This window comes from Isoptericola sp. NPDC056605, from assembly GCF_042792795.1.
Classification (GTDB): domain Bacteria; phylum Actinomycetota; class Actinomycetes; order Actinomycetales; family Cellulomonadaceae; genus Isoptericola.
This window is the reverse complement of the sequence record NZ_JBHTVT010000016.1, coordinates 59,623-77,022: the sequence shown is the minus strand read 5'-3', so window position 1 is coordinate 77,022 and position 17,400 is coordinate 59,623. Positions and strand designations below refer to the sequence as shown.

Annotated in this window: 17 protein-coding genes and 1 riboswitch; of the genes, 6 read left to right on the top strand and 11 right to left on the bottom strand. The window is 75.5% G+C overall.

Translation table 11 applies throughout. The features are described from left to right. Window positions 1-18: 18 nt before the first annotated feature. Together ACFQ8Y_RS16130 and ACFQ8Y_RS16125 are read right to left on the bottom strand one after the other, a co-directional pair. Window positions 19-1,284, bottom strand: coding sequence for an O-succinylhomoserine sulfhydrylase (locus tag ACFQ8Y_RS16130; RefSeq protein ID WP_430586128.1), 1,266 nt, complete (start codon window positions 1,282-1,284; stop codon window positions 19-21). After that, window positions 1,281-1,757, bottom strand: coding sequence for a rhodanese-like domain-containing protein (locus tag ACFQ8Y_RS16125; RefSeq protein ID WP_430586127.1), 477 nt, complete (start codon window positions 1,755-1,757; stop codon window positions 1,281-1,283). Before ACFQ8Y_RS16125 ends, ACFQ8Y_RS16130 begins: the two co-directional genes overlap by 4 nt. Before the next feature lie 266 nt (window positions 1,758-2,023). On the opposite strand from ACFQ8Y_RS16125, the gene ACFQ8Y_RS16120 reads away from it, so the two are divergent. Further along, the gene (locus tag ACFQ8Y_RS16120; protein ID WP_430563813.1) at window positions 2,024-2,194 is read left to right on the top strand and encodes a hypothetical protein; all 171 of its coding nucleotides are present in this window, start codon (window positions 2,024-2,026) and stop codon (window positions 2,192-2,194) included. A gap of 19 nt (window positions 2,195-2,213) precedes the next feature. On the opposite strand, the gene ACFQ8Y_RS16115 is transcribed toward ACFQ8Y_RS16120, so the two are convergent. From ACFQ8Y_RS16115 to ACFQ8Y_RS16105, 3 genes are all read right to left on the bottom strand, one after another. Then, on the bottom strand, window positions 2,214-2,750 hold the full coding sequence (locus ACFQ8Y_RS16115) for a hypothetical protein (protein ID WP_430586126.1): 537 nt from the start codon (window positions 2,748-2,750) through the stop codon (window positions 2,214-2,216). Between the two features lie 103 nt (window positions 2,751-2,853). Beyond that, on the bottom strand, window positions 2,854-4,038 hold the full coding sequence (locus ACFQ8Y_RS16110; protein WP_430586125.1) for a protein kinase: 1,185 nt from the start codon (window positions 4,036-4,038) through the stop codon (window positions 2,854-2,856). Then, entirely contained in the window at window positions 4,038-4,718 is a 681-nt protein-coding gene (locus tag ACFQ8Y_RS16105) for an RNA polymerase sigma factor (RefSeq protein ID WP_430586124.1), read from the bottom strand. The genes ACFQ8Y_RS16110 and ACFQ8Y_RS16105 overlap by 1 nt, the downstream gene beginning before the upstream one ends. A gap of 86 nt (window positions 4,719-4,804) precedes the next feature. After that, window positions 4,805-4,921, top strand: a riboswitch (SAM riboswitch). A 34-nt stretch (window positions 4,922-4,955) separates the two neighbouring features. Here ACFQ8Y_RS16105 and ACFQ8Y_RS16100 point away from each other — a divergent pair. Further along, a complete protein-coding gene (locus tag ACFQ8Y_RS16100) occupies window positions 4,956-6,398 on the top strand; it encodes an aminotransferase class V-fold PLP-dependent enzyme (RefSeq protein WP_430586123.1) in 1,443 nt (480 codons plus the stop codon). A gap of 73 nt (window positions 6,399-6,471) precedes the next feature. Here the strand turns inward: ACFQ8Y_RS16100 and ACFQ8Y_RS16095 are convergent, their stop codons facing one another. Then, window positions 6,472-6,645 carry a CsbD family protein gene (locus ACFQ8Y_RS16095; protein ID WP_429766061.1) on the bottom strand — a complete coding sequence of 58 codons (174 nt, stop codon included), beginning with the start codon at window positions 6,643-6,645 and terminating at the stop codon, window positions 6,472-6,474. Window positions 6,646-6,755: 110 nt separating this feature from the next. Then, window positions 6,756-7,652, bottom strand: coding sequence for an NAD(P)-dependent oxidoreductase (locus ACFQ8Y_RS16090; protein WP_430586122.1), 897 nt, complete (start codon window positions 7,650-7,652; stop codon window positions 6,756-6,758). A 49-nt stretch (window positions 7,653-7,701) separates the two neighbouring features. Between ACFQ8Y_RS16090 and ACFQ8Y_RS16085 the strand changes: the two genes are divergently transcribed. Continuing rightward, window positions 7,702-8,109, top strand: coding sequence for a MerR family transcriptional regulator (locus ACFQ8Y_RS16085; protein ID WP_430563809.1), 408 nt, complete (start codon window positions 7,702-7,704; stop codon window positions 8,107-8,109). Here the strand turns inward: ACFQ8Y_RS16085 and ACFQ8Y_RS16080 are convergent, their stop codons facing one another. Then, entirely contained in the window at window positions 8,110-9,588 is a 1,479-nt protein-coding gene (locus ACFQ8Y_RS16080; protein ID WP_430586121.1) for an amidase, read from the bottom strand. A gap of 85 nt (window positions 9,589-9,673) precedes the next feature. Here ACFQ8Y_RS16080 and ACFQ8Y_RS16075 point away from each other — a divergent pair, with 85 nt between their 5' ends. The 3 genes from ACFQ8Y_RS16075 to ACFQ8Y_RS16065 are packed head-to-tail and all read left to right on the top strand — an operon-like array spanning window position 9,674 to window position 13,959. Continuing rightward, the gene (locus ACFQ8Y_RS16075) at window positions 9,674-10,246 is read left to right on the top strand and encodes a GNAT family N-acetyltransferase (RefSeq protein WP_430552164.1); all 573 of its coding nucleotides are present in this window, start codon (window positions 9,674-9,676) and stop codon (window positions 10,244-10,246) included. A 57-nt stretch (window positions 10,247-10,303) separates the two neighbouring features. Beyond that, window positions 10,304-11,806, top strand: a complete 1,503-nt coding sequence (locus tag ACFQ8Y_RS16070) for a peptide MFS transporter (RefSeq protein WP_430552163.1) — start codon at window positions 10,304-10,306, stop codon at window positions 11,804-11,806. Between the two features lie 38 nt (window positions 11,807-11,844). Then, window positions 11,845-13,959, top strand: a complete 2,115-nt coding sequence (locus tag ACFQ8Y_RS16065; protein WP_430586120.1) for a CocE/NonD family hydrolase — start codon at window positions 11,845-11,847, stop codon at window positions 13,957-13,959. A 3-nt stretch (window positions 13,960-13,962) separates the two neighbouring features. On the opposite strand, the gene ACFQ8Y_RS16060 is transcribed toward ACFQ8Y_RS16065, so the two are convergent. The 3 genes from ACFQ8Y_RS16060 to ACFQ8Y_RS16050 form a co-directional block, all read right to left on the bottom strand. Next, complete coding sequence (locus ACFQ8Y_RS16060) at window positions 13,963-14,883, bottom strand: LLM class flavin-dependent oxidoreductase (protein WP_430586119.1); 921 nt, start codon at window positions 14,881-14,883, stop codon at window positions 13,963-13,965. A gap of 142 nt (window positions 14,884-15,025) precedes the next feature. After that, window positions 15,026-16,042: a MaoC family dehydratase gene (locus tag ACFQ8Y_RS16055; RefSeq protein ID WP_430586118.1), complete on the bottom strand. Its 1,017-nt coding sequence runs from the start codon at window positions 16,040-16,042 to the stop codon at window positions 15,026-15,028. Continuing rightward, entirely contained in the window at window positions 16,039-17,394 is a 1,356-nt protein-coding gene (locus ACFQ8Y_RS16050; RefSeq protein WP_430586117.1) for a 3-oxoacyl-ACP reductase, read from the bottom strand. The genes ACFQ8Y_RS16055 and ACFQ8Y_RS16050 overlap by 4 nt, the downstream gene beginning before the upstream one ends. Between the last annotated feature and the right edge of the window lie 6 nt (window positions 17,395-17,400).

The window sequence follows — 17,400 nt, the reverse complement described above, 5'->3', positions numbered from 1 at the left end:
GGCACACGTCGCAGGAGGTCAGGCGTGCAGCGCCTGCTCGACGTCCTCGACGATGTCCCGCGGGTCCTCGAGGCCGATCGACAGCCGCACGGTGGTCTCGGCGATGCCGACCTTGGCGCGGCCCTCGGGGCCGAGCTTGCGGTGCGTCGTCGTGGCGGGGTGCGTGATGATCGACTTCGCGTCGCCGAGGTTGTTGGAGATGTCGACGACCTGGAGGGCGTCGAGGAACGCGAACGTGCGCTTCTTCGCCTCGGCCGCCTCCGTGCCCTCGGGTACGGCCAGGTCGAACGTCACGACCGTGCCGCCGCCCGACTGCTGCGCCTTGGCGAGCTCGTGCTGCGGGTGCGACGGGAGGAACGGGTAGCGCACCCCGGTCACTCCGTCGAGCTCCTCGAGCGCGGTCGCGACCTGCAGCGCCGCCGCGTCCTGGGCTCGCACGCGCACGTCGAGCGTCTCCAGGCCCTTGAGCAGCACCCACGCGTTGAACGGGCTCAGCGACGGGCCGGTGTTGCGCACGAACGTCTGCACCGGCCCGGTGAGGAACTCCTCCGTGCCGAGGATCGCGCCGCCGAGCACGCGCCCCTGGCCGTCGATGTGCTTGGTGGCCGAGTACACGACGACGTCGGCACCGAGCTCGAGCGGCTTCTGCAGCACCGGCGTCGCGAACACGTTGTCCACCACGACGACGGCGCCGGCGGCGTGCGCGAGCTCGGCCACCCGCCGCACGTCCACGAGGTCCTGCATGGGGTTGGACGGCGACTCGAAGAACACGACGTCTGCCGGCGTGGCGAGGGCCTCCTCCCACTGCGAGGTCACGTGCCCGTCGACCAGGTCGACGCGCACCCCCCACTTGGCGAAGATCTCGTCGTAGATGACGTTGGTGGACCCGAACAGGGCCCGCGCCGAGACGATGCGCGAACCGCTGGAGACCAGCGCGGCGAGGGCGTTGAACACCGCCGACATGCCCGACGCCGTGGCGTAGCAGGCCTCGGCACCCTCGATGAGGCGCAGCCGCTCCTCGAACGTGTGCACCGTCGGGTTGCCGTACCGCGAGTACAGGAACTGCGAGCGCTCGCCGGCGAACGCCGCCTCGGCGTCCGCCGCCGAGGCGTAGGTGTACCCCTGGGTGAGGAACAGGCCCTCGGACATCTCCTGGAAGTCCGACCGACGGTGCCCGCCGCGCACGGCCAGGGTCGCGGGCCGGACCGTGGCGGGCAGCGGGCGCGAGCCGCCGAAGGTCGTGGGGTCGGCGCCAGGGCCGGTCGGGACCTGCACGCCGCTCATCGGGCCTGCTCCGGGTCCTGCTGCCGGGCGGCGTCGTACGCGCCCCACGGCAGGCCGCGCACCTTCCAGCCCTCGCGGTCGCGGACGCCGTCGAAGCCGGGGCCGCCCTCGAAGCCCTCGAGCACGTTGTACGCCGGGCCGAGGCCCGACGACGTCGCGAGGCGCGCCGCGCCGATCGAGCGCTGGCCGGAGCGGCACAGGAAGACGACGGGGCGGTCCGCGGTCACGCCCGCGGCGGCGAGCTCGGCGAGGAAGCCGGCGTTCGGGCGCCCGCCCGCCTGCACCCACTCGACGAAGACCGGGGCCTTCCCGGCGGTCGCGGTGTCCGGCACGCCGATGGCGCGCCACTCGCCCTCGGTGCGCACGTCGACGAGGACGGCGTCCGGATCGCCGGCGAGCAGGTCCCACGCCTGCTGCGGGGTGAGGTCGCCGGCGTAGCCCTCGGCGGGGCGGGGATCGATCTGGGTGCTCATCGCAGTCCTCCCATCGGTCGTGGCGGTAGCACCCTCGTCCGGACGGGCCGCCGTCGCCGGCGACCGGCCCGCGGGTTGCTGCGGCGTCGACGTGCCACGTCACTCGGCCGCTCGGGATGGTCCTGGCGATCGTACGACAGGCGTCCGCGTGCTGGTCACCCCGTCTCGGGACGCGAACGCCGTGCGTCCCCGGTGTGCCCAGGCGCGGCCGAAGGTAAAGTCTCCGGCAGGATCCGGGCTCGACCGCACCTCGAAGGAGACGGACGATGGCAATCCTCGCCACGATCAAGGGGTGGTTCCGGCGCGAGCGCAAGGAGCCGTTGGAGCGTCCGCGCGACCTGCCGCCGCCGCGTCCCGAGGGCGGGCGCCCGCACGAGGCCCCCTACCCCCAGGGCGCGGACAACGTGCTCGGCTGGCGGGACGGCCCTGGCGTCTGACCCGCGGCACACCTGGGGGTCAGTCGTCGTCGTCCTCGCCGAAGTGCGCCACGTGGGCGTGCTGGTGGTGCTTGACGAACAGCCGCAGCTCGACGTCGCGGCCGTCCGCCTGCTGCGTGAGCACGCGGTCGATCCGGTCGGACTCGCGGGTCGCGGCGTCGACGATGACGTCGGCGTGCTCCTTCGTGTCCGCACCCGACCAGGTGCCGGGTTCCGCGAGCACGGCCTGGGAGTCGGCGGTGCCGGCGGCCAGGTCGGTGCCGGTGAGCTGCTCCACCTGGGCCCGGTCGAGGGTGATGACGGTCTTGTCGCTGTCGGCGTAGCGGACGGTGTACGCCGAGGGATCCTTCGCCGCCGGCGCGTCGGCGGTCTCCTCGGTCCCGTCGGCCTGCTCGTCGGCGCCTGCGGCGTCGTCGGCGGGCTGCGTCGCCGTCGTGTCCGACGCCGAGGTCCCCGGGTCGTCGAACTCGGCGTCGGGGGTCGGGGACGCGCACGCGCTCAGGGCGAGGAGGCTCGCGAGGGCGATCGGCGTCAGTCGGCGGGGAAGGTGTCGCATGGTCTCTCCTGGTCGATGGTGCCAGCCCCGTGCGGTGCTGACCCCCGTGAGTCGTCCGCGGCGGCGGAAAGGTTGCACGCGGACCGAGATTTCTTCGTCCGGGTCAGGACCCGGCGCCGACCCGCAGCCGGTGCACGGCCGTGAGGGCGGTCCCGTCCGGGGCGCGGGCCTCGAGCACCACCTCGGCGGCGCCGGTGCTGCTGGCGGTGAGCCGCACGCGCTCGTCGTCGGCCACGTAGGTGCCCGTGGGCAGCGTCCACACCCAGTGCTCCGCGCCCGCGACGTCGGCCGTGAGGGTGACCGGCTCGCCGACGGTCGCCGTCCCGGGCCCGGAGATGTCGACGCTCGCGCCGCCCCCGGCAGCGCGAGGCCGGTCGAGCCAGGCCGTGACGCCGGCGCCCGCGCCCAGGCCGAGGACGGCGGCGGTGACCGCGGCGACGACGGCGCCGGGGCGGCGTCGCGCGCGGTCCGGGCCGCCGGTCGTGCCCGGGCCGAGCGCCCCCTCGACGTCGGCCAGCCAGGCTGCGGCGTCGGGGTGCCGCCGGGCGGGGGCGTCGGCGAGGCTGCGGCGCAGCGCGGCGTCGAGGGAGCGCGGGAGGTCGGCGCCGTCGACGAGCCAGGACAGCAGCGCGGACATCGCCCACAGGTCGGCGCGGGTGTCGACCGTGCCGGGGCCGTCCTGCTCCGGCGGCCGGAACCCCTCGGTGCCGCCCGCGACGGTCAGCCCGGAGCTGCGGGCCAGGTCCTTGCTCATGCCGAGGTCGGCCAGGACGAGGCGCTCGTCCGGCCGGACGACGGCGGCGGGAACGCCCTCGACCGCGCCCTCCGGGCCGGTGCGCAGCAGCACGTTGCCGGGGCTGAGGTCCCGGTGCACGAGGCGTGCGGCGTGCACGGCCTCGACCGCGGCGGCGAGCCCCCGGGCGACGGCGAGCACGTCGGCGGGCGTCGCCGTCCACCCGTCCGCCCGCAGGGCCGCGACGCGGGCCGCGAGGGTGCCGCGGTCGGCGAGCTCGAGGACGAGGTAGGGCTGCTGGCGGTCGCTCTCGCCGATGTCGTGCACGGCGACGACGTGCGGGCTCGCCACCCGCCGCAGCGCCCGGCCCTCCGCGATGAACCGCTCGCGGACCTCCGGGTTGAGGCTGTGGTTCTCGGCCAGCACCTTCACCACGACGACGTCGTCCAGCCGCTCGTCCACGGCGCGGTGCACGGTGGCGAACGACCCGACGCCGATCACGTCGCCCACCCGGTACCGCCCGAGCAGCGGCTCGGGCGCGGCCGCCGCGGCCATCAGGACAGGCCCCCGAGGGCCGCGGCCACGAGCGCGCGGCCGCGCGAGACCTGTGACTTCACGGTGCCGACGCTGCGACCCAGACGGTCGGCCACCTCCGCGTAGGGCAGGCCCTCGATGTCGCGCAGCGTCACGGGCTCGCGGTAGAGCTCGGGCAGGGCGGCGAGCGCGTCGCGCACGGTGGCGCGCGTGGCGATGAGGGAGCTCATCCGTTCCGACGGCCCGACGTCGTCGTCGGGCAGGGGAGCGGTGGCGCGCTGCCGACGCAGGTGGTCGACCACCCGGTGGCGCACGATCCCGTGCACCCACGTGGTGACCCGCGACCCGCCCGCGAACGACCGGACCGACGTCGCCACGGAGACCAGCACGTCCTGGGAGACGTCGTCCACGGCGGCCTCGTCGAGCAGGGCGCCGCGCACGAAGCGCCGGACGACGCCGGACGCGTCCAGCAGCTCCACCAGCAGCTCGGTCGCGGGCGCGGAGCCCGCGGCGGCCCGCCCGCCGACGAGGTCGAGGACGTCGGCGGCGTCGTCCCCGGTCGCCGCGCGGGCGGCGAGCCCTGCGGCGTGGAGGTCGCCGCCGGCGAGGGCGCGGGCGACCAGCTCGGCCGGGGTTCCGACGGGGCTTCCGACGGGGCCTCCCGGAGGCGCGCCGGAGGCCGGAACGGTGCGATCGGGCATGCATCCAGCGTCTCACGCGACCGCATCGTGAGAAGGGGGCGGGCTCCGCTTGACCATGTGGTGCTGCGCACGCACGATGGGCGGCAGGTCAAGAGCGCCAGCGCGAAGCCCCGGCTCGCTGGCCGGCAACCCTCCTCTCGCGGCGGGGTGCCCCGGGTGACGACCTGGCCCTGCGCCGTCCGGCGCGCGGGCAAGCGCGGGGAGCCACCTCCCCGGCACGACCGAGGAGGACCACGCATGACCACGCTCACCCCCGCGCCTGCGGTGCCCGCCGTGCGCGTCGGCGCCGTGCAGGACGTCGCACCCGTGCTGCCCGTCGTCGGGAGCGACACGCTCGTGCCGCTCGTCGACGGCCGTCAGCTGCCGTACGCCAACCTCGACGTCGCGGCGTCGGCGCCCGCCCTGCAGGCCGTGGCCGACCGGGTCGCGCGCGTGCTGCCGCTGTACGCCAGCGTCCATCGCGGCGCCGGCTACCTGTCGCAGGTCTCGACGGCCCTGTACGAGACGGCCCGCCGCACGATCGGCGCGTTCGTCGGAGCCCGCGAGGACGACCTCACGATCGTCACCCGCAACACGACGGACTCGCTCAACCTGCTCGCGGGCTGCGTGCCCGCCGACCCGGCCACCGGCGAGCCCGGCCGCGTCCTCGTGCTCGACATCGAGCACCACGCCAACCTGCTGCCCTGGCAGCGCGTCACCGACGCGACCGTCGTCGCGGGCGGCCCGTCCGTGGCCGCCACCCTCGCGGAGATCGAGGAAGAGCTGGGGTCGGCCGCTGCCGCGGGCCGCCCCTACGCCCTCCTGGCGCTCACCGGCGCGTCCAACGTGACCGGCGAGGCGCTGCCCGTGGCCGACGTCGTCGCCGCCGCGCACGGCGCCGGCGCGCGCGTCGTGCTCGACGGCGCCCAGCTGGTGCCGCACCGCCGCTTCTCGCTCGCGGAGACGGGCGTCGACTACGTCGCGTTCTCGGGCCACAAGACGTACGCGCCGTTCGGGGCCGGTGCCCTGGTCGGCCGGCGCGACTGGCTCGACGCCGGCACCCCGTACCTGGCCGGCGGCGGCGCCGTGCGCCGGGTGCGCACCACCACGACCGACTGGCACGAGGGCCCCGCCCGGCACGAGGCCGGCTCGCCCAACGTCGTGGGAGCGGTGGCGCTCGCGGCCGCGTGCGACGAGCTCGCCGCCCTCGACCCGTGGGTCGCGGCCGGGCACGAGGACGCCCTGCGGCGCCGGCTCGTGGACGGGCTCGGCGAGATCGAGCGCGTCGAGGTCGTCCACGTCTGGGACGACGCCGTCGACCCGGTGGGGGTCGTGACGTTCACCGTCACCGGATACGACCCCGGCCTCGTCGCCGCGTACCTGTCCGCCGAGCACGGCATCGGCGTGCGCGACGGCCGGTTCTGCGCCCACCCGCTGCTCGGCCGCCTCGGCTTCGACGCCGGCGCCGTCCGCGCGTCGGTGGGCCTCGGCACCGCGGGCGAGGAGGTCGAGCGGCTCGTCGCCGCCGTCCGCTCGCTCGTGACCGAGGGGCCGCAGGCGCAGTACGACGTCGTGGACGGGCTGTGGGTCGTCGTCGACGACCCGCGCCCCGTGCCCGAGGGCTCCGGCCTCGAGGGGCTGCTCGCCACCGCCGCGCTGGGCGCCGACGAGGCGTTCGGCTGCCTGCCCGACGACCTCTGAGCCGTCGGCCCTGCCCCGGGCGGACATGACGACGGGGCGCCACCGTGCGGTGGCGCCCCGTCGTGTCAGCGGGTCAGCCCTTGAACGCGTCCTTGACGTCGTCGCCCGCCTGCTTGAGGTTCGCGCTGGCCTGCTGGGCCTTGCCCTCGGCCTCTTTGCTCTCGTCGTCGGTGAGCTTGCCCGTGGCTTCCTTGGCCTTGCCTTCGGCCTCTTCCGCCAGGTGCTTGGCCTTGTCTCCCAGTCCCATCGGGGCTCCTTCCGTCGGACGAACGACCTCGAGCACCGACCGTAGGCGCGTGCCCGCCGGCTCGCACGCCGACGTCTCAGGTCGTGGTCCTCCGGGTGGCGACCGGCAGGTCAGGGCGTCGGGCGGCCGAACTCCTCGATCAGCACCGGGTACTGCTCGTGACCGTGGCCCGCGGCGACGCCACGGTCGGCCACGGCCTTGAGCAGTCTCGGCAGCTCGGTGCTCACGCCCAGCACCGCGCTCTCCTCGACGAGGTGCGCCATCGCGCGCGCGTCCGTCTCGAGGGCCGAGGCCTCCGCCGGGAACCTGCCGCTGTCGACCTGCTCCGCGTAGCCGGGCAGCCAGGCGGCCACGCCCTCCGCGATCTGCCGGGCGAACGGGGCGAAGGCGGCGGCGTCCACCCCGGCCGTGCGGAGCATGGCGGTGCCGTGCAGCCACGCGTCGAGGACGCTCCACATCATCGTGAGGCCGGCCGCGTCGTAGAGGGACGCCAGCCCGGGGTCCTCGCCGAGGTGGGTGACGGTGCCGAGCGCGGCGAGGGTGGCGGCGTGCGCGTCGAAGTCCGTCCGGGGCCCGCTGTGCAGGACGACCGCGTCCGCCGTCCCGATCGCGGGCGGCACGGCCATGATCGCGCCGTCGAGGTATCGCGCGCCGCGCCGGGCGGCCCACCGGGCGGTCTCCCTGGCCTGCGAGGAGCTGCTGGACGTGAGGTTGACCAGCGTGGCGCCGGCGAGGTCGACGTCGTCGTGGCCGAGCAGCTCGCGCACGGCGGCGTCGTCGGTGAGGCAGACGATCGTCAGGCCGCCGGGACGGACCGCCGCGGCCGCCGTGGGCGCCAGGTGGGCGCCGTCCGCCACCAACGCGTCGGCCCTGGCGGGGGTGCGGTTCCACACGGTGGTGGGGTGTCCGGCCCGCAGGAACGCGCCGGCGAGCGCGCGACCCATGAGGCCGAGTCCGACGACGGAGACGGGGGCGGGGGACGACGGCTTGTGGGTTCTGGTGACCATGGCAGCATCGTCGACGTTCATACCGGTGTGAAGGTCAAGGGGGAGCGGGATGCGGATCGGTGAGCTGAGCCGCCGCACGGGCGTGCGGACGCACCAGCTGCGCTACTACGAGGCCCAGGGCCTGCTGGACGTCGCCCGACGCTCGAACGGCTACCGCGAGTTCGACGAGGGGGCCGTGCTGCGGGTGCGGCAGATCCGGCACCTGCTCGACGCGGGCCTGTCGTCCGAGGACATCGCCTACGTCCTGCCGTGCGCGGTCGGCGAGGAGCCGCAGCTGCCCGGCTGTGCCGAGCTCCTGACCGCGATGCGCTCCCGCCTGCGGCGTCTGGAGGACCAGATGGCGAGGCTCGCCCGCTCGCGCTCGGCCCTGGCCGGGTACATCGCGGCGGCGGAGCGGGTGGGTGGCGAGACCTACCCGCCGCTCGACGGCGCGACGGCGGAGAGGGTTCCCGCCTGATCACCAGGCCGGAGGGTGCCGGTCCGCCCAGCGCAGCCGGTCCTCGAGCTGGGCGGCGAGCGCGAGGAGCGTCGTCTCGCCGCCCGGCCGCCCGATCAGCTGGACGCCCATCGGCAGCCCGTCGTCGGTCCAGCGGGTCGGCAGCGTGATCGCCGGCAGCCCCGCCACGTTGAGCATCGACGTCCACGGCGTGTACTGGCACTGCTGCTCGAAGTTGCGCTCGGGGTCCTCGGGGTCGAACCAGCCGAGCGGGCGGGGCGTCATCGCGAGCGCGGGGGTGACGACGGCGTCGAACCGTGACACCTGCGCGACCAGCCTGCGCTCGAACGCCGTGAGCGCACGCAGCGCCTCGGCGAGCTCGCGGGCGGGCACCTGGCGGCCGCGGCCGATGAGCCACCGGGTGAGCGGCTCGAGCCGGTCGAGCCGTGCGGGGTCGTCCAGCGGGACCGCGGAGGCGCCCGCCATCCACAGGGTGCGGAAGGCGGGGCCGTACGTCGGGTCGGGCTCGAGGGACAGGTGGTCGACCTCGTGCCCCAGGCCGGCGAGCGTCGCCACGCCGGTGTCGAGCGCGGCGCGTGCCTCGTCCGACGTCGTGATCGCGTAGAAGTCGTCCCAGGCGGAGTCGGTCGCGACACCGATCCGGAACCGGCCCCGCACGTCCTCGCCCCCATCACCCGCCACCTCTCCGCGCCGCGCCGCGGCCAGGTACTCCCCGGCGCGGGCCGACGGCGCGCGCAGCGTGAGCGGGTGCGCCACGCGGCCGTCCGGGGTCCAGGTGAGCATGCCCTCCAGCAGCAGCGCGGTGTCCTCGGTGGTGCGGGCGAGCGGCCCGTTGACGACCAGCCCGCCCAGCGACTCCTGGCCCGACCCCGCCGGCACGAGGCCGCGGCTCGGCTTGAGCCCGACCACGCCGCACGCGGCGGCGGGGATGCGAACCGACCCGCCGCCGTCCGACCCCGGCGCGCACGGAAGCAGGCCCGCCGCGACGGCGACGGCGGCGCCGCCGCTCGACCCGCCCGCCCCGAGGCTCGGGTCCCACGGGTTGCGTGCCACCGGCCCCGCCAGCGGCTCGGTGTACGCGGGGAAGCCGAGCTCGGGGGCGGTCGTGCGGCCGAGGCTCACCATGCCGGCGGCGTCGAGGACGTCGACGATCTCGTCGCTCACCGGCGGCACGACGGCGTCGTCGCCGGCGAAGGCGCGGGAGCCGAACCGGGCGGGCACGCCGGCCCGCATCCACAGGTCCTTGTCCCCGCCGGGCAGCCCCCACAGGATCGCCCGGCCGTGCGCGCCGTCGCGCTCGAGGGCCGCCGTCCGCGCGCGCGCCGCCTCGGGGGCGACGGTGGCGAACGCCCCCAGGTCGGGGTTGGCGCGCTCGATCCGGGCGAGGAAGTGGTCGGCCACCTCGGTCGGCGTGAGCTCTCCCGCGCGCAGCAGGTCGCGCAACCGGGTGGCGGTCATCTCGTGCAGGGCGTCGTCCATGCCCCCATCCTGCGCCGAGCATGGGGTGGTGCTCGGAATGCGGCGCGAGAACGTGCGCACGGGCATGGTCGGCGAGGATGGGCCGGTGATCCACGACCTCGTCCTCGCCGGCCACGGCGTGCGCCTGGAGCCGCTCGGCCCGCAGCACGCCGAGGCGCTGCTCCCCCTGATCGACGCCGACCTCTGGTTCGGCATGACGTCGCCGGTCCCGTCAGGGGTCGCGGACCTCGAGGCGTGGATCGAGGCGGGCGTCGCGACGCCGGGCACGACGGCGTTCGCCGTCGTGGGCGACGACGGGGCGGTGCGCGGGTCCACCCGGTTCTACGAGCTGGCGCCGGGCCCGCGCCGCGTGGAGATCGGCACCACCTTCTACGGTCGCGACTGGTGGGGCGGCACGACCAACCCGGCGTGCAAGCTCCTGCTGCTGCGGCACGCGTTCGACGAGTGGGGCATGCGCCGGGTCGCGCTGCGCGCCGACTCCCGCAACACGCGCTCGTGCGCGGCCATCCGGCGCCTCGGCGCCACGCCGGAGGGCGTGCTGCGCAAGCACCGCGTCGCCGCCGACGGCACGGTGGGGGACACCGCCTACTTCTCGATCGTCGACGACGAGTGGCCCGGCGTCCGCGCCGGCCTCGAGGCCCGGCTCGCCGGTCGCTGACGTCCGCACCCCCGTGCTCGGCAGGTCGGCGGGCGCGGGCGGTGGGAGTCTGGACGGGTGACCACCGAGGACGCTCCCGCCGTCGACCCGGCCCCCGGCTCCGACGCCCACGACGACCGGGCGTTCTTCGGCCACCCCCGCGGCCTCGCGACGCTCTTCAGCCTGGAGGTCTGGGAGCGGTTCTCGTTCCTGGGGATGCAGGCGATCCTCGTCCTCTACTTCACCGCCTCGGTCGCCGACGACGGCCTCGCGATGGAGCCCGGCAACGCGGCGTCCATCGCCGCCGGCTACGGCACGATGGTCTACCTCGTGTCCGTGGGCGGCGGCTGGATCGCCGACCGCGTCCTCGGCTCCTACCGCGCGGTGCTGTGGGGCGGCATCCTCATCGCCGCCGGCCACTACACGATGGCGGTACCGGCGGAGATCTCCACGTGGATCGGGCTCGTGCTCATCAGCCTCGGCACCGGGCTGCTCAAGCCCAACGTGTCGACGCTCGTGGGCAAGCTCTACTCCACCGACGACGACCGCCGCGACGCCGGGTTCGCGCTGTACTACATGGGCATCAACGTGGGCGCGTTCGTCGGTCCGCTGGTCACCGGCTGGCTGGGCGCCGAGGTCGGCTGGCACTGGGGCTTCTCCGCCGCCGCGATCGGCATGACGGCGGGGCTGATCCAGTACGTCGTGGGGCGCCGGCGGATCCCGGGATACGGCCGGCCGGCCGAGGCGCCCCTGCCGCCCGACGCCGCGCGCCGGACCCGCCTGCTCCTGCTCGGCGCGGCGGCGGCCGTGGTCGTCGTCCTCGTGGTGCTCGCCCTGGTCGGGCGGCTCAGCATCGCCGGGGTCGTGGACGCCCTCACCGTGATCGCGATGGTGGCGCCGATCGTCTACTTCACGGTGATGTTCCGCAGCCCGCGCGTGACGACCGAGGAGCGCGGCCGCCTGCGCCCGTTCCTCGTGCTGTGGATCGCGTCGGTGGCGTTCAACTTCGTGCTGTTCCAGGCGTACTCGGTGCTGATCCTGCTGGCCGAGGACCACGTGCAGCGGACCATCTTCGGCTGGGACGTGCCGTCGGCCTGGTTCAGCTCCTACCTGGGTGCCGCCGAGGTGCTCGTCGCCCCGCTCGTCGCGGCCCTGTGGACGTGGCTGGGGCCGCGCCAGCCGCACGCGTCCAAGAAGGTCGCCTTCGGTGCCCTGCTCGGCGGCCTGTCCTACCTCGTCCTCGTGCCGGCCGTGAGCGGGCAGTCCGGCGACTGGCGGATCGCCGTCTGGTGGCTGCTGGTCTCCCTGACGCTGCTCGGCCTGGGTGACGTCCTGCTGCAGACCACCGGCCTGTCGGCCACCACGAAGCTCGCCCCGCTCGCGTTCTCCAGCCAGTCGATGGCGGTGTGGTTCCTGTCGATCGCGCTGGCCAACGGCATCCAGGCGCAGACCGTCCGCTTCTACGGCGAGGTGCCAGACGGCGTCTACTTCGCCGTCAACGGCGCCGTGCCCGTGATCGTCGCCGTCGTCGTGCTCGCCCTGTCGCCGTGGATGAAGCGCACCATGCACCCCGTCCACTGAGGCACCCGTCCACTGATCGTCCGAGCGCCGGAGGACCCATGCGCCACGTGACCGACCTGCCCTACGAGACCCTCGTCGAGGACCTGTGGATCCCCCTGGCCGACGGCACGCGCCTCGCGGCCCGCGTCTGGAGGCCCGTCGACCCGACGCCTGTCCCGGCGATCCTCGAGTACCTGCCCTACCGGCTGTCCGACTGGACGGCCCCGCGCGACGCCCAGCGCCACCCCTACTACGCGGGGCACGGGTACGCGTCGGTGCGGGTGGACATCCGGGGCAGCGGCAACTCCGACGGGTTCCAGGACGACGAGTACTCGCCCACCGAGCTCGCGGACGGGGTGGCCGTCGTGGAGTGGCTGGCGGCGCAGGGCTGGTGCGACGGGTCGGTCGGCATGTTCGGCATCTCGTGGGGCGGCTTCAACTCGCTCCAGATCGCGGCGCTCGCGCCCGAGCCGTTGAAGGCGATCGTCACGGTCTGCTCCACCGACGACCGCTACGACAACGACGTGCACTACACGGGCGGCTCCGTGCTGGCCGTCGACATGCACGCGTGGGCGGCCACGATGCTCGCGTTCTGCTCGCGCCCGCCGGACCCGGTGTACGTGGGGGAGGGCTGGCGCGAGCAGTGGCTCGACCGGCTGGAGCGCACCGAGCCGTTCGTGCACACCTGGCTGGACCACCAGAGCCGCGACGACTACTGGCGGCACGGCAGCGTCATCGAGGACTACTCGACGATCTCGGCGGCGGTGCTCGCCGTCGGCGGCTGGAACGACCCGTACCGCGACACCGTGCTGCGGCTCGCCGCGGCGCGCGACGACGGCGCCCTGCGCGCCCCCGTGCGCGGCATCCTCGGCCCGTGGTCGCACCAGTACCCCGACCGCGTTCTGCCGCCGGGCCCGGCCATCGGCTTCCTGCAGGAGACGCTGCGCTGGTGGGACCACTGGCTCAAGGGCGCCGACCGCGGCGTCCTCGACGACCCGCCGCTGCGCGCGTGGATCAGCGAGTCCGTGCCGCCCGCCACCGTCTACGACGAGCTGCCCGGCCGGTGGGTGGGCGAGCCGTCGTGGCCGTCGCCGCACGTCTTCCCCCGCGAGCTGCCGCTCGTCGCCGTCGACGCCGACGACCCGCCCGAGGGCGGCCTGCGGACGACGGCGCCGACGGTCGGGGCGCTCGCGGGCGGTCACCCTGTGCCGACGTCGTGGCTGGTGGACTCGCCGTCGCACACCGGCGTGGACGCCGGCCGGTTCTTCCCGTTCGGCAACGACGCGGACCTGCCGCCCGACCAGCGGGAGGAGGACGGGCGGTCGCTCTGCTTCGACTCCGCCCCGCTCACCGCGCCGCTGGAGATCCTGGGGCGCGCCCGCGTGCGGCTGCGGCTCACGTGCTCGGGGGAGAAGGGGCAGGTCGTGGCGCGCCTGTGCGACGTCGGCCCGGACGGCTCGTCGACGCTCGTCACGCGCGGCGTGCTCAACCTGTCGGCCCGGCACGGTCGCGACCGCGTCGTGCCGTGGACGCCGGGCGCGACGGAGGAGGTGTCGTTCGAGCTCACCGGCACCGGCTACGCGCTGGCGCCCGGGCACCGGCTGCGCCTCGCGGTGTCCTCCGCGTACTGGCCGTGGGTCTGGCCGCAGCCCGGCGACGCCGTGCTCGCCGTCGCGGTCGGCGACGGTGCGCTGGAGCTGCCCGTGCACGACCGGGCGTCGTCGCACCCGCCCGTCGTCTTCGAGGAGCCCGAGCAGACGCCGCCGCTGGGCGTCGTCTTCGGCGAGGCGGGCGAGGCGCGGCCGGAGCGGCGGGTCGTGCGCGACGTCGCCGAGGGCCGGTGGCTGCTGGAGGTGGACCCGCGCTACGGCGGCACCCGCACCTACCCCGACGGCCTGGAGTTCACCGAGGACGCGCTCGAGCGGTACTGGATCGGACGGGACGCCACCAGCGCGCGCACCCGCTCGGACTGGACGGTGCGGCTGCGCCGCGACGCGGGCGACCCGCTGCCCGCGGGGATGGCCGGCGGCTGGGACGCGAGCGTCGTCACCCGGTCGGAGATCTCCTGCGACGACCACGCCTTCCACACCGAGAACGAGGTGGTGGCGCGCGACGGCGACGAGGTCGTCTTCGAGCGGCGGTGGACGCGGTCGATCCCGCGGACCGCGGGCTGACGGCTACCGCAGCAGCGGCGCGACCTCCTGCCCGAGGAACGCCGCGAACCCGTCGAGGTCCGGTTCGTCCTGCGTCGGCTGCGCGACGACGGTCGTGACGCCGAGCGCGGCGAAGCGGCGCAGCCCGTCGGCGACCTCCTCCGCTGAGCCCCACGTGGCGTGGTCGGCGAGGACCTCGTCGGAGGTCGCGTCGACGTCCCACTTCGCGAGCGAGGCACGCAGCCGGTCGGCCGCCCCGGCGCCGGTGGCGACCTGCGCGAACGCCACCGCCCGGAACGGGTGCGCGCTGCCCGGCCCGGACTCCGCGACGGGCGGCAGTCCGGCGGCCGCACGCCCCTCGTCGAGCAGCGCGATCGCCTCGCGGGCCCCCTGGACGCCGGCGTCCCCGTCGATGACGACGCCGTCGGCGATCTCGCCGACCAGCCGCATCGTCCTCGGGCCCTTCGCCGCCGCGACCACGGGCGGCGCGACGGCGGGCGGCCAGTCGAGGGCGACGCCGTCGAGGGTCACGTAGCGGCCGGACGTCGTGACCCGCTCCCCGGCGAGCAGCGCGCGGAGCGCGGTGACCTGCTCGCGCATGAGCGTCAGCGGCGACGCCACCCGGGCGCCGACCTGGCCCATCCAGTCCTGCACGCCGTGCCCCACGCCCGGCAGGAACCGACCGGGGAACATGCCGTCGATCGTCGCCGTCTCCATCGCGGTGAGCGCCACGTTGCGCAGCGGCAGCGGCATGACGCCGATCCCGACGCGCAGGCGGTCGGTGGCGCTCAGCATCGCCGCGGCCGCGGACGGGCCGGACTCGAGGAAGCAGTCCTCCCACAGCCAGACCTCGTCGAGGCCGGCGGCCTCGGCGGTGCGGGCGAACGGGACGAACCGCGAGGGCGGGTTGCCGTAGGGCGCGAGGATGCAGCCGAGGGTGGTCATGCACCCGATCCTGCCCCAGGCCCGCACGCCGAGGTAGTGCCCAGCGCCGCGAGGTAGTTCGAGGCGCCGCGAGGTAGTGCGCACTACCTCGCGGCGCTCCGAACGACCTCGGCAGCTCTCGGGCTACCTCGCGGACACCAGGTCAGAGCGGCGTGACCGTGCCGCGGAAGTGCTGGCGGCCGCGGCCGCCGTTCCAGCCGACGTAGGCGAAGCCGCCGCCGTCGTCCGGGGTCACGGCCACGTCCACCGTGCCGGGCAGCAGCACGGGCGAGGCGAACTCGACCGTCCAGCGGTACGCCTCGCCGCGCGCGTGCCCGACGTCGGCCAGGGCACGCGCCGCCGTGTACATGCCGTGCGCGATGGCGCGCGGGAAGCCGAACGCCTTGGCGGACAGCGCCGACAGGTGGATCGGGTTCCGGTCGCCCGAGACCGCGCCGTACGCGCGGCCGGTGCCCGGCCCGAGCGCCCACCGGCCGGTGGGCAGCGGGGGCGTCCACGTGCCCGTGGGCGCGCGGTCCTCGCCGTCGTGCTCGTCCTCCGCGTCCGTCCCGGGCGCCGTCCACGGCAGGTGGAAGCCCTTGGCGAGGTAGGTCGACACGCCCCGCCACACCGGGGCGGAGCCCGGGTCCGCCTGGCGGCGCACCTCGGCGACGAGATCCACCTGCACGCCGCGCTTGTGCGGGCGCAGGTTCTCGGCCCAGGCGCGCACCTCGAGCGCGTCGCCCAGGACGACGGGCCCGCGGAGCTCGACGTCGTTCGCCAGGTGCACCATCCCCAGCAGCGGCAGCGGGAAGTCCCCACGCACCATGACCGCCGTCGCGAGCGGGAACGCGAGCACGTGCAGGTACCCCGCCGGCAGCACGTCGGTGACGGGCTCGTGCAGCAGCCGCTGGTAGTCGTGCAGGTGGTGGGCGAGGTCCGCCGTCGGCACGTCGGAGACGCGGTACGCGACGTCGGGCAGCGTCAGGGGAGCAGCCTCCCCGTCGCCCTCCGACCGCCCCTGGCCGATGACGGGCAGGCCCGGCATCGCCCGCCCCGCGGCGATGCGGCCGGAGGCGGCGGCGCCGCGCGCGTAGAGGCTGCCGAGGCCCGGCAGGGTGGGCAGGGTCTCGACGCGCAGCGGCTCGCCGGCGCTGGTGGCCGGCGCGCTCGCCGTCACCGCCCCACCAGGTTCTGCCCGCACACGCGCAGCACCTGGCCGTTGACCCCGGCGGACGCTGGCGACGCGAGGAAGACGATCGCCTCGGCGACGTCGACGGGCTTGCCGCCCTGCTGCAGCGAGTTGAGCCGACGGGCCACCTCGCGGGTGGCGAACGGGATCGACGCCGTCATCTCGGTCTCGATGAAGCCGGGGGCGACGGCGTTCGCGGTGCCGCCGCGCGCGGCGACGAGCGGGGCCGTCGCGCGCGTGTGCCCGATGACGCCCGCCTTGGAGAAGCCGTAGTTCGTCTGGCCCTTGTTGCCGGCGATGCCGGAGGTCGACGCGAGCGAGACGATCCGCAGCCCGTCCACGCCCTCGCCCCCGTCGAGGCCGAGCAGCTGGTCGTTGATGCGCAGCTGGGCCTCGAGGTTGACGGCGATGACCGAGTCCCACTGGGCGGGCTTCATGTTGGCCAGCAGCTTGTCGCGCAGGATGCCCGCGTTGTGCACCACGACGTCGAGGCCGCCGTGGCGGGTGCGCGCGTGCTCGAGGATGCGGCGGCCCGCGTCCTCGGCCGTCACGTCGAGCTGGAGCGCCGTGCCGCCCACCGCGTTGGCGGTGCGGGCCAGACCCTCGCCGGCCGCGGGGACGTCCACGCACACGACGGTGGCGCCGTCGCGGGCGAGGGTCTTCGCGATCGCGGCGCCGATGCCTCGGGCGGCCCCGGTGACGACGGCGACCTTCCCGGCCAGAGGCCGGTCCCAGTCGGCGGGAGCCTCGGCGTCCGCCGGGCCGACCGGCAGCAGCTGGCCGTCGACGTAGGCCGAGCGGGCGGACAGGAAGAAGCGCAGCGTCGCGAGCACCGAGGTGGCGTTCGCGGCGGCGCCGTCGGTGAGCACGATCCCGTTGCCGGTGGCGCCCGCGCGCAGCTCCTTGGCGAGCGAGCGCAGGAAGCCGTCGACGCCGTTGCGCGCCGCGGCGAGCGCGGGGGCGTCGCCGTCGGCGGCCGCGCGCGAGACGGTGACGACGCGCCCGTTCGTGGCGAGCCGGCGCAGGACCGAGCCCGTGGCCAGCACGGCCGCGGAGACGTCGGTGGGTCGCTTCGCCTCGGTGAGCACGAGGAGCACGGCGCCCCAGCGCGCGTCGTCGGTGGGCTGACGGCGCACGTCGAGGCCCCAGCCGTGGAGCTCCTTGGCGAGGGTGTCCGCGTCGCCGGTGGACGCGTCGTCCGAGACGACGAGGACGGGCCCGACGGTGAGCGGGTCGCCCGCGCGGAAGCGCCGCAGGATCGCGGGGCGCGGCAGGCCCAGCTTCTTCGCGAGCGTCTTGGTGAAGCCGGAGTTGACGGCCTTGGTGTAGGAGTCGGTCACGGGGCT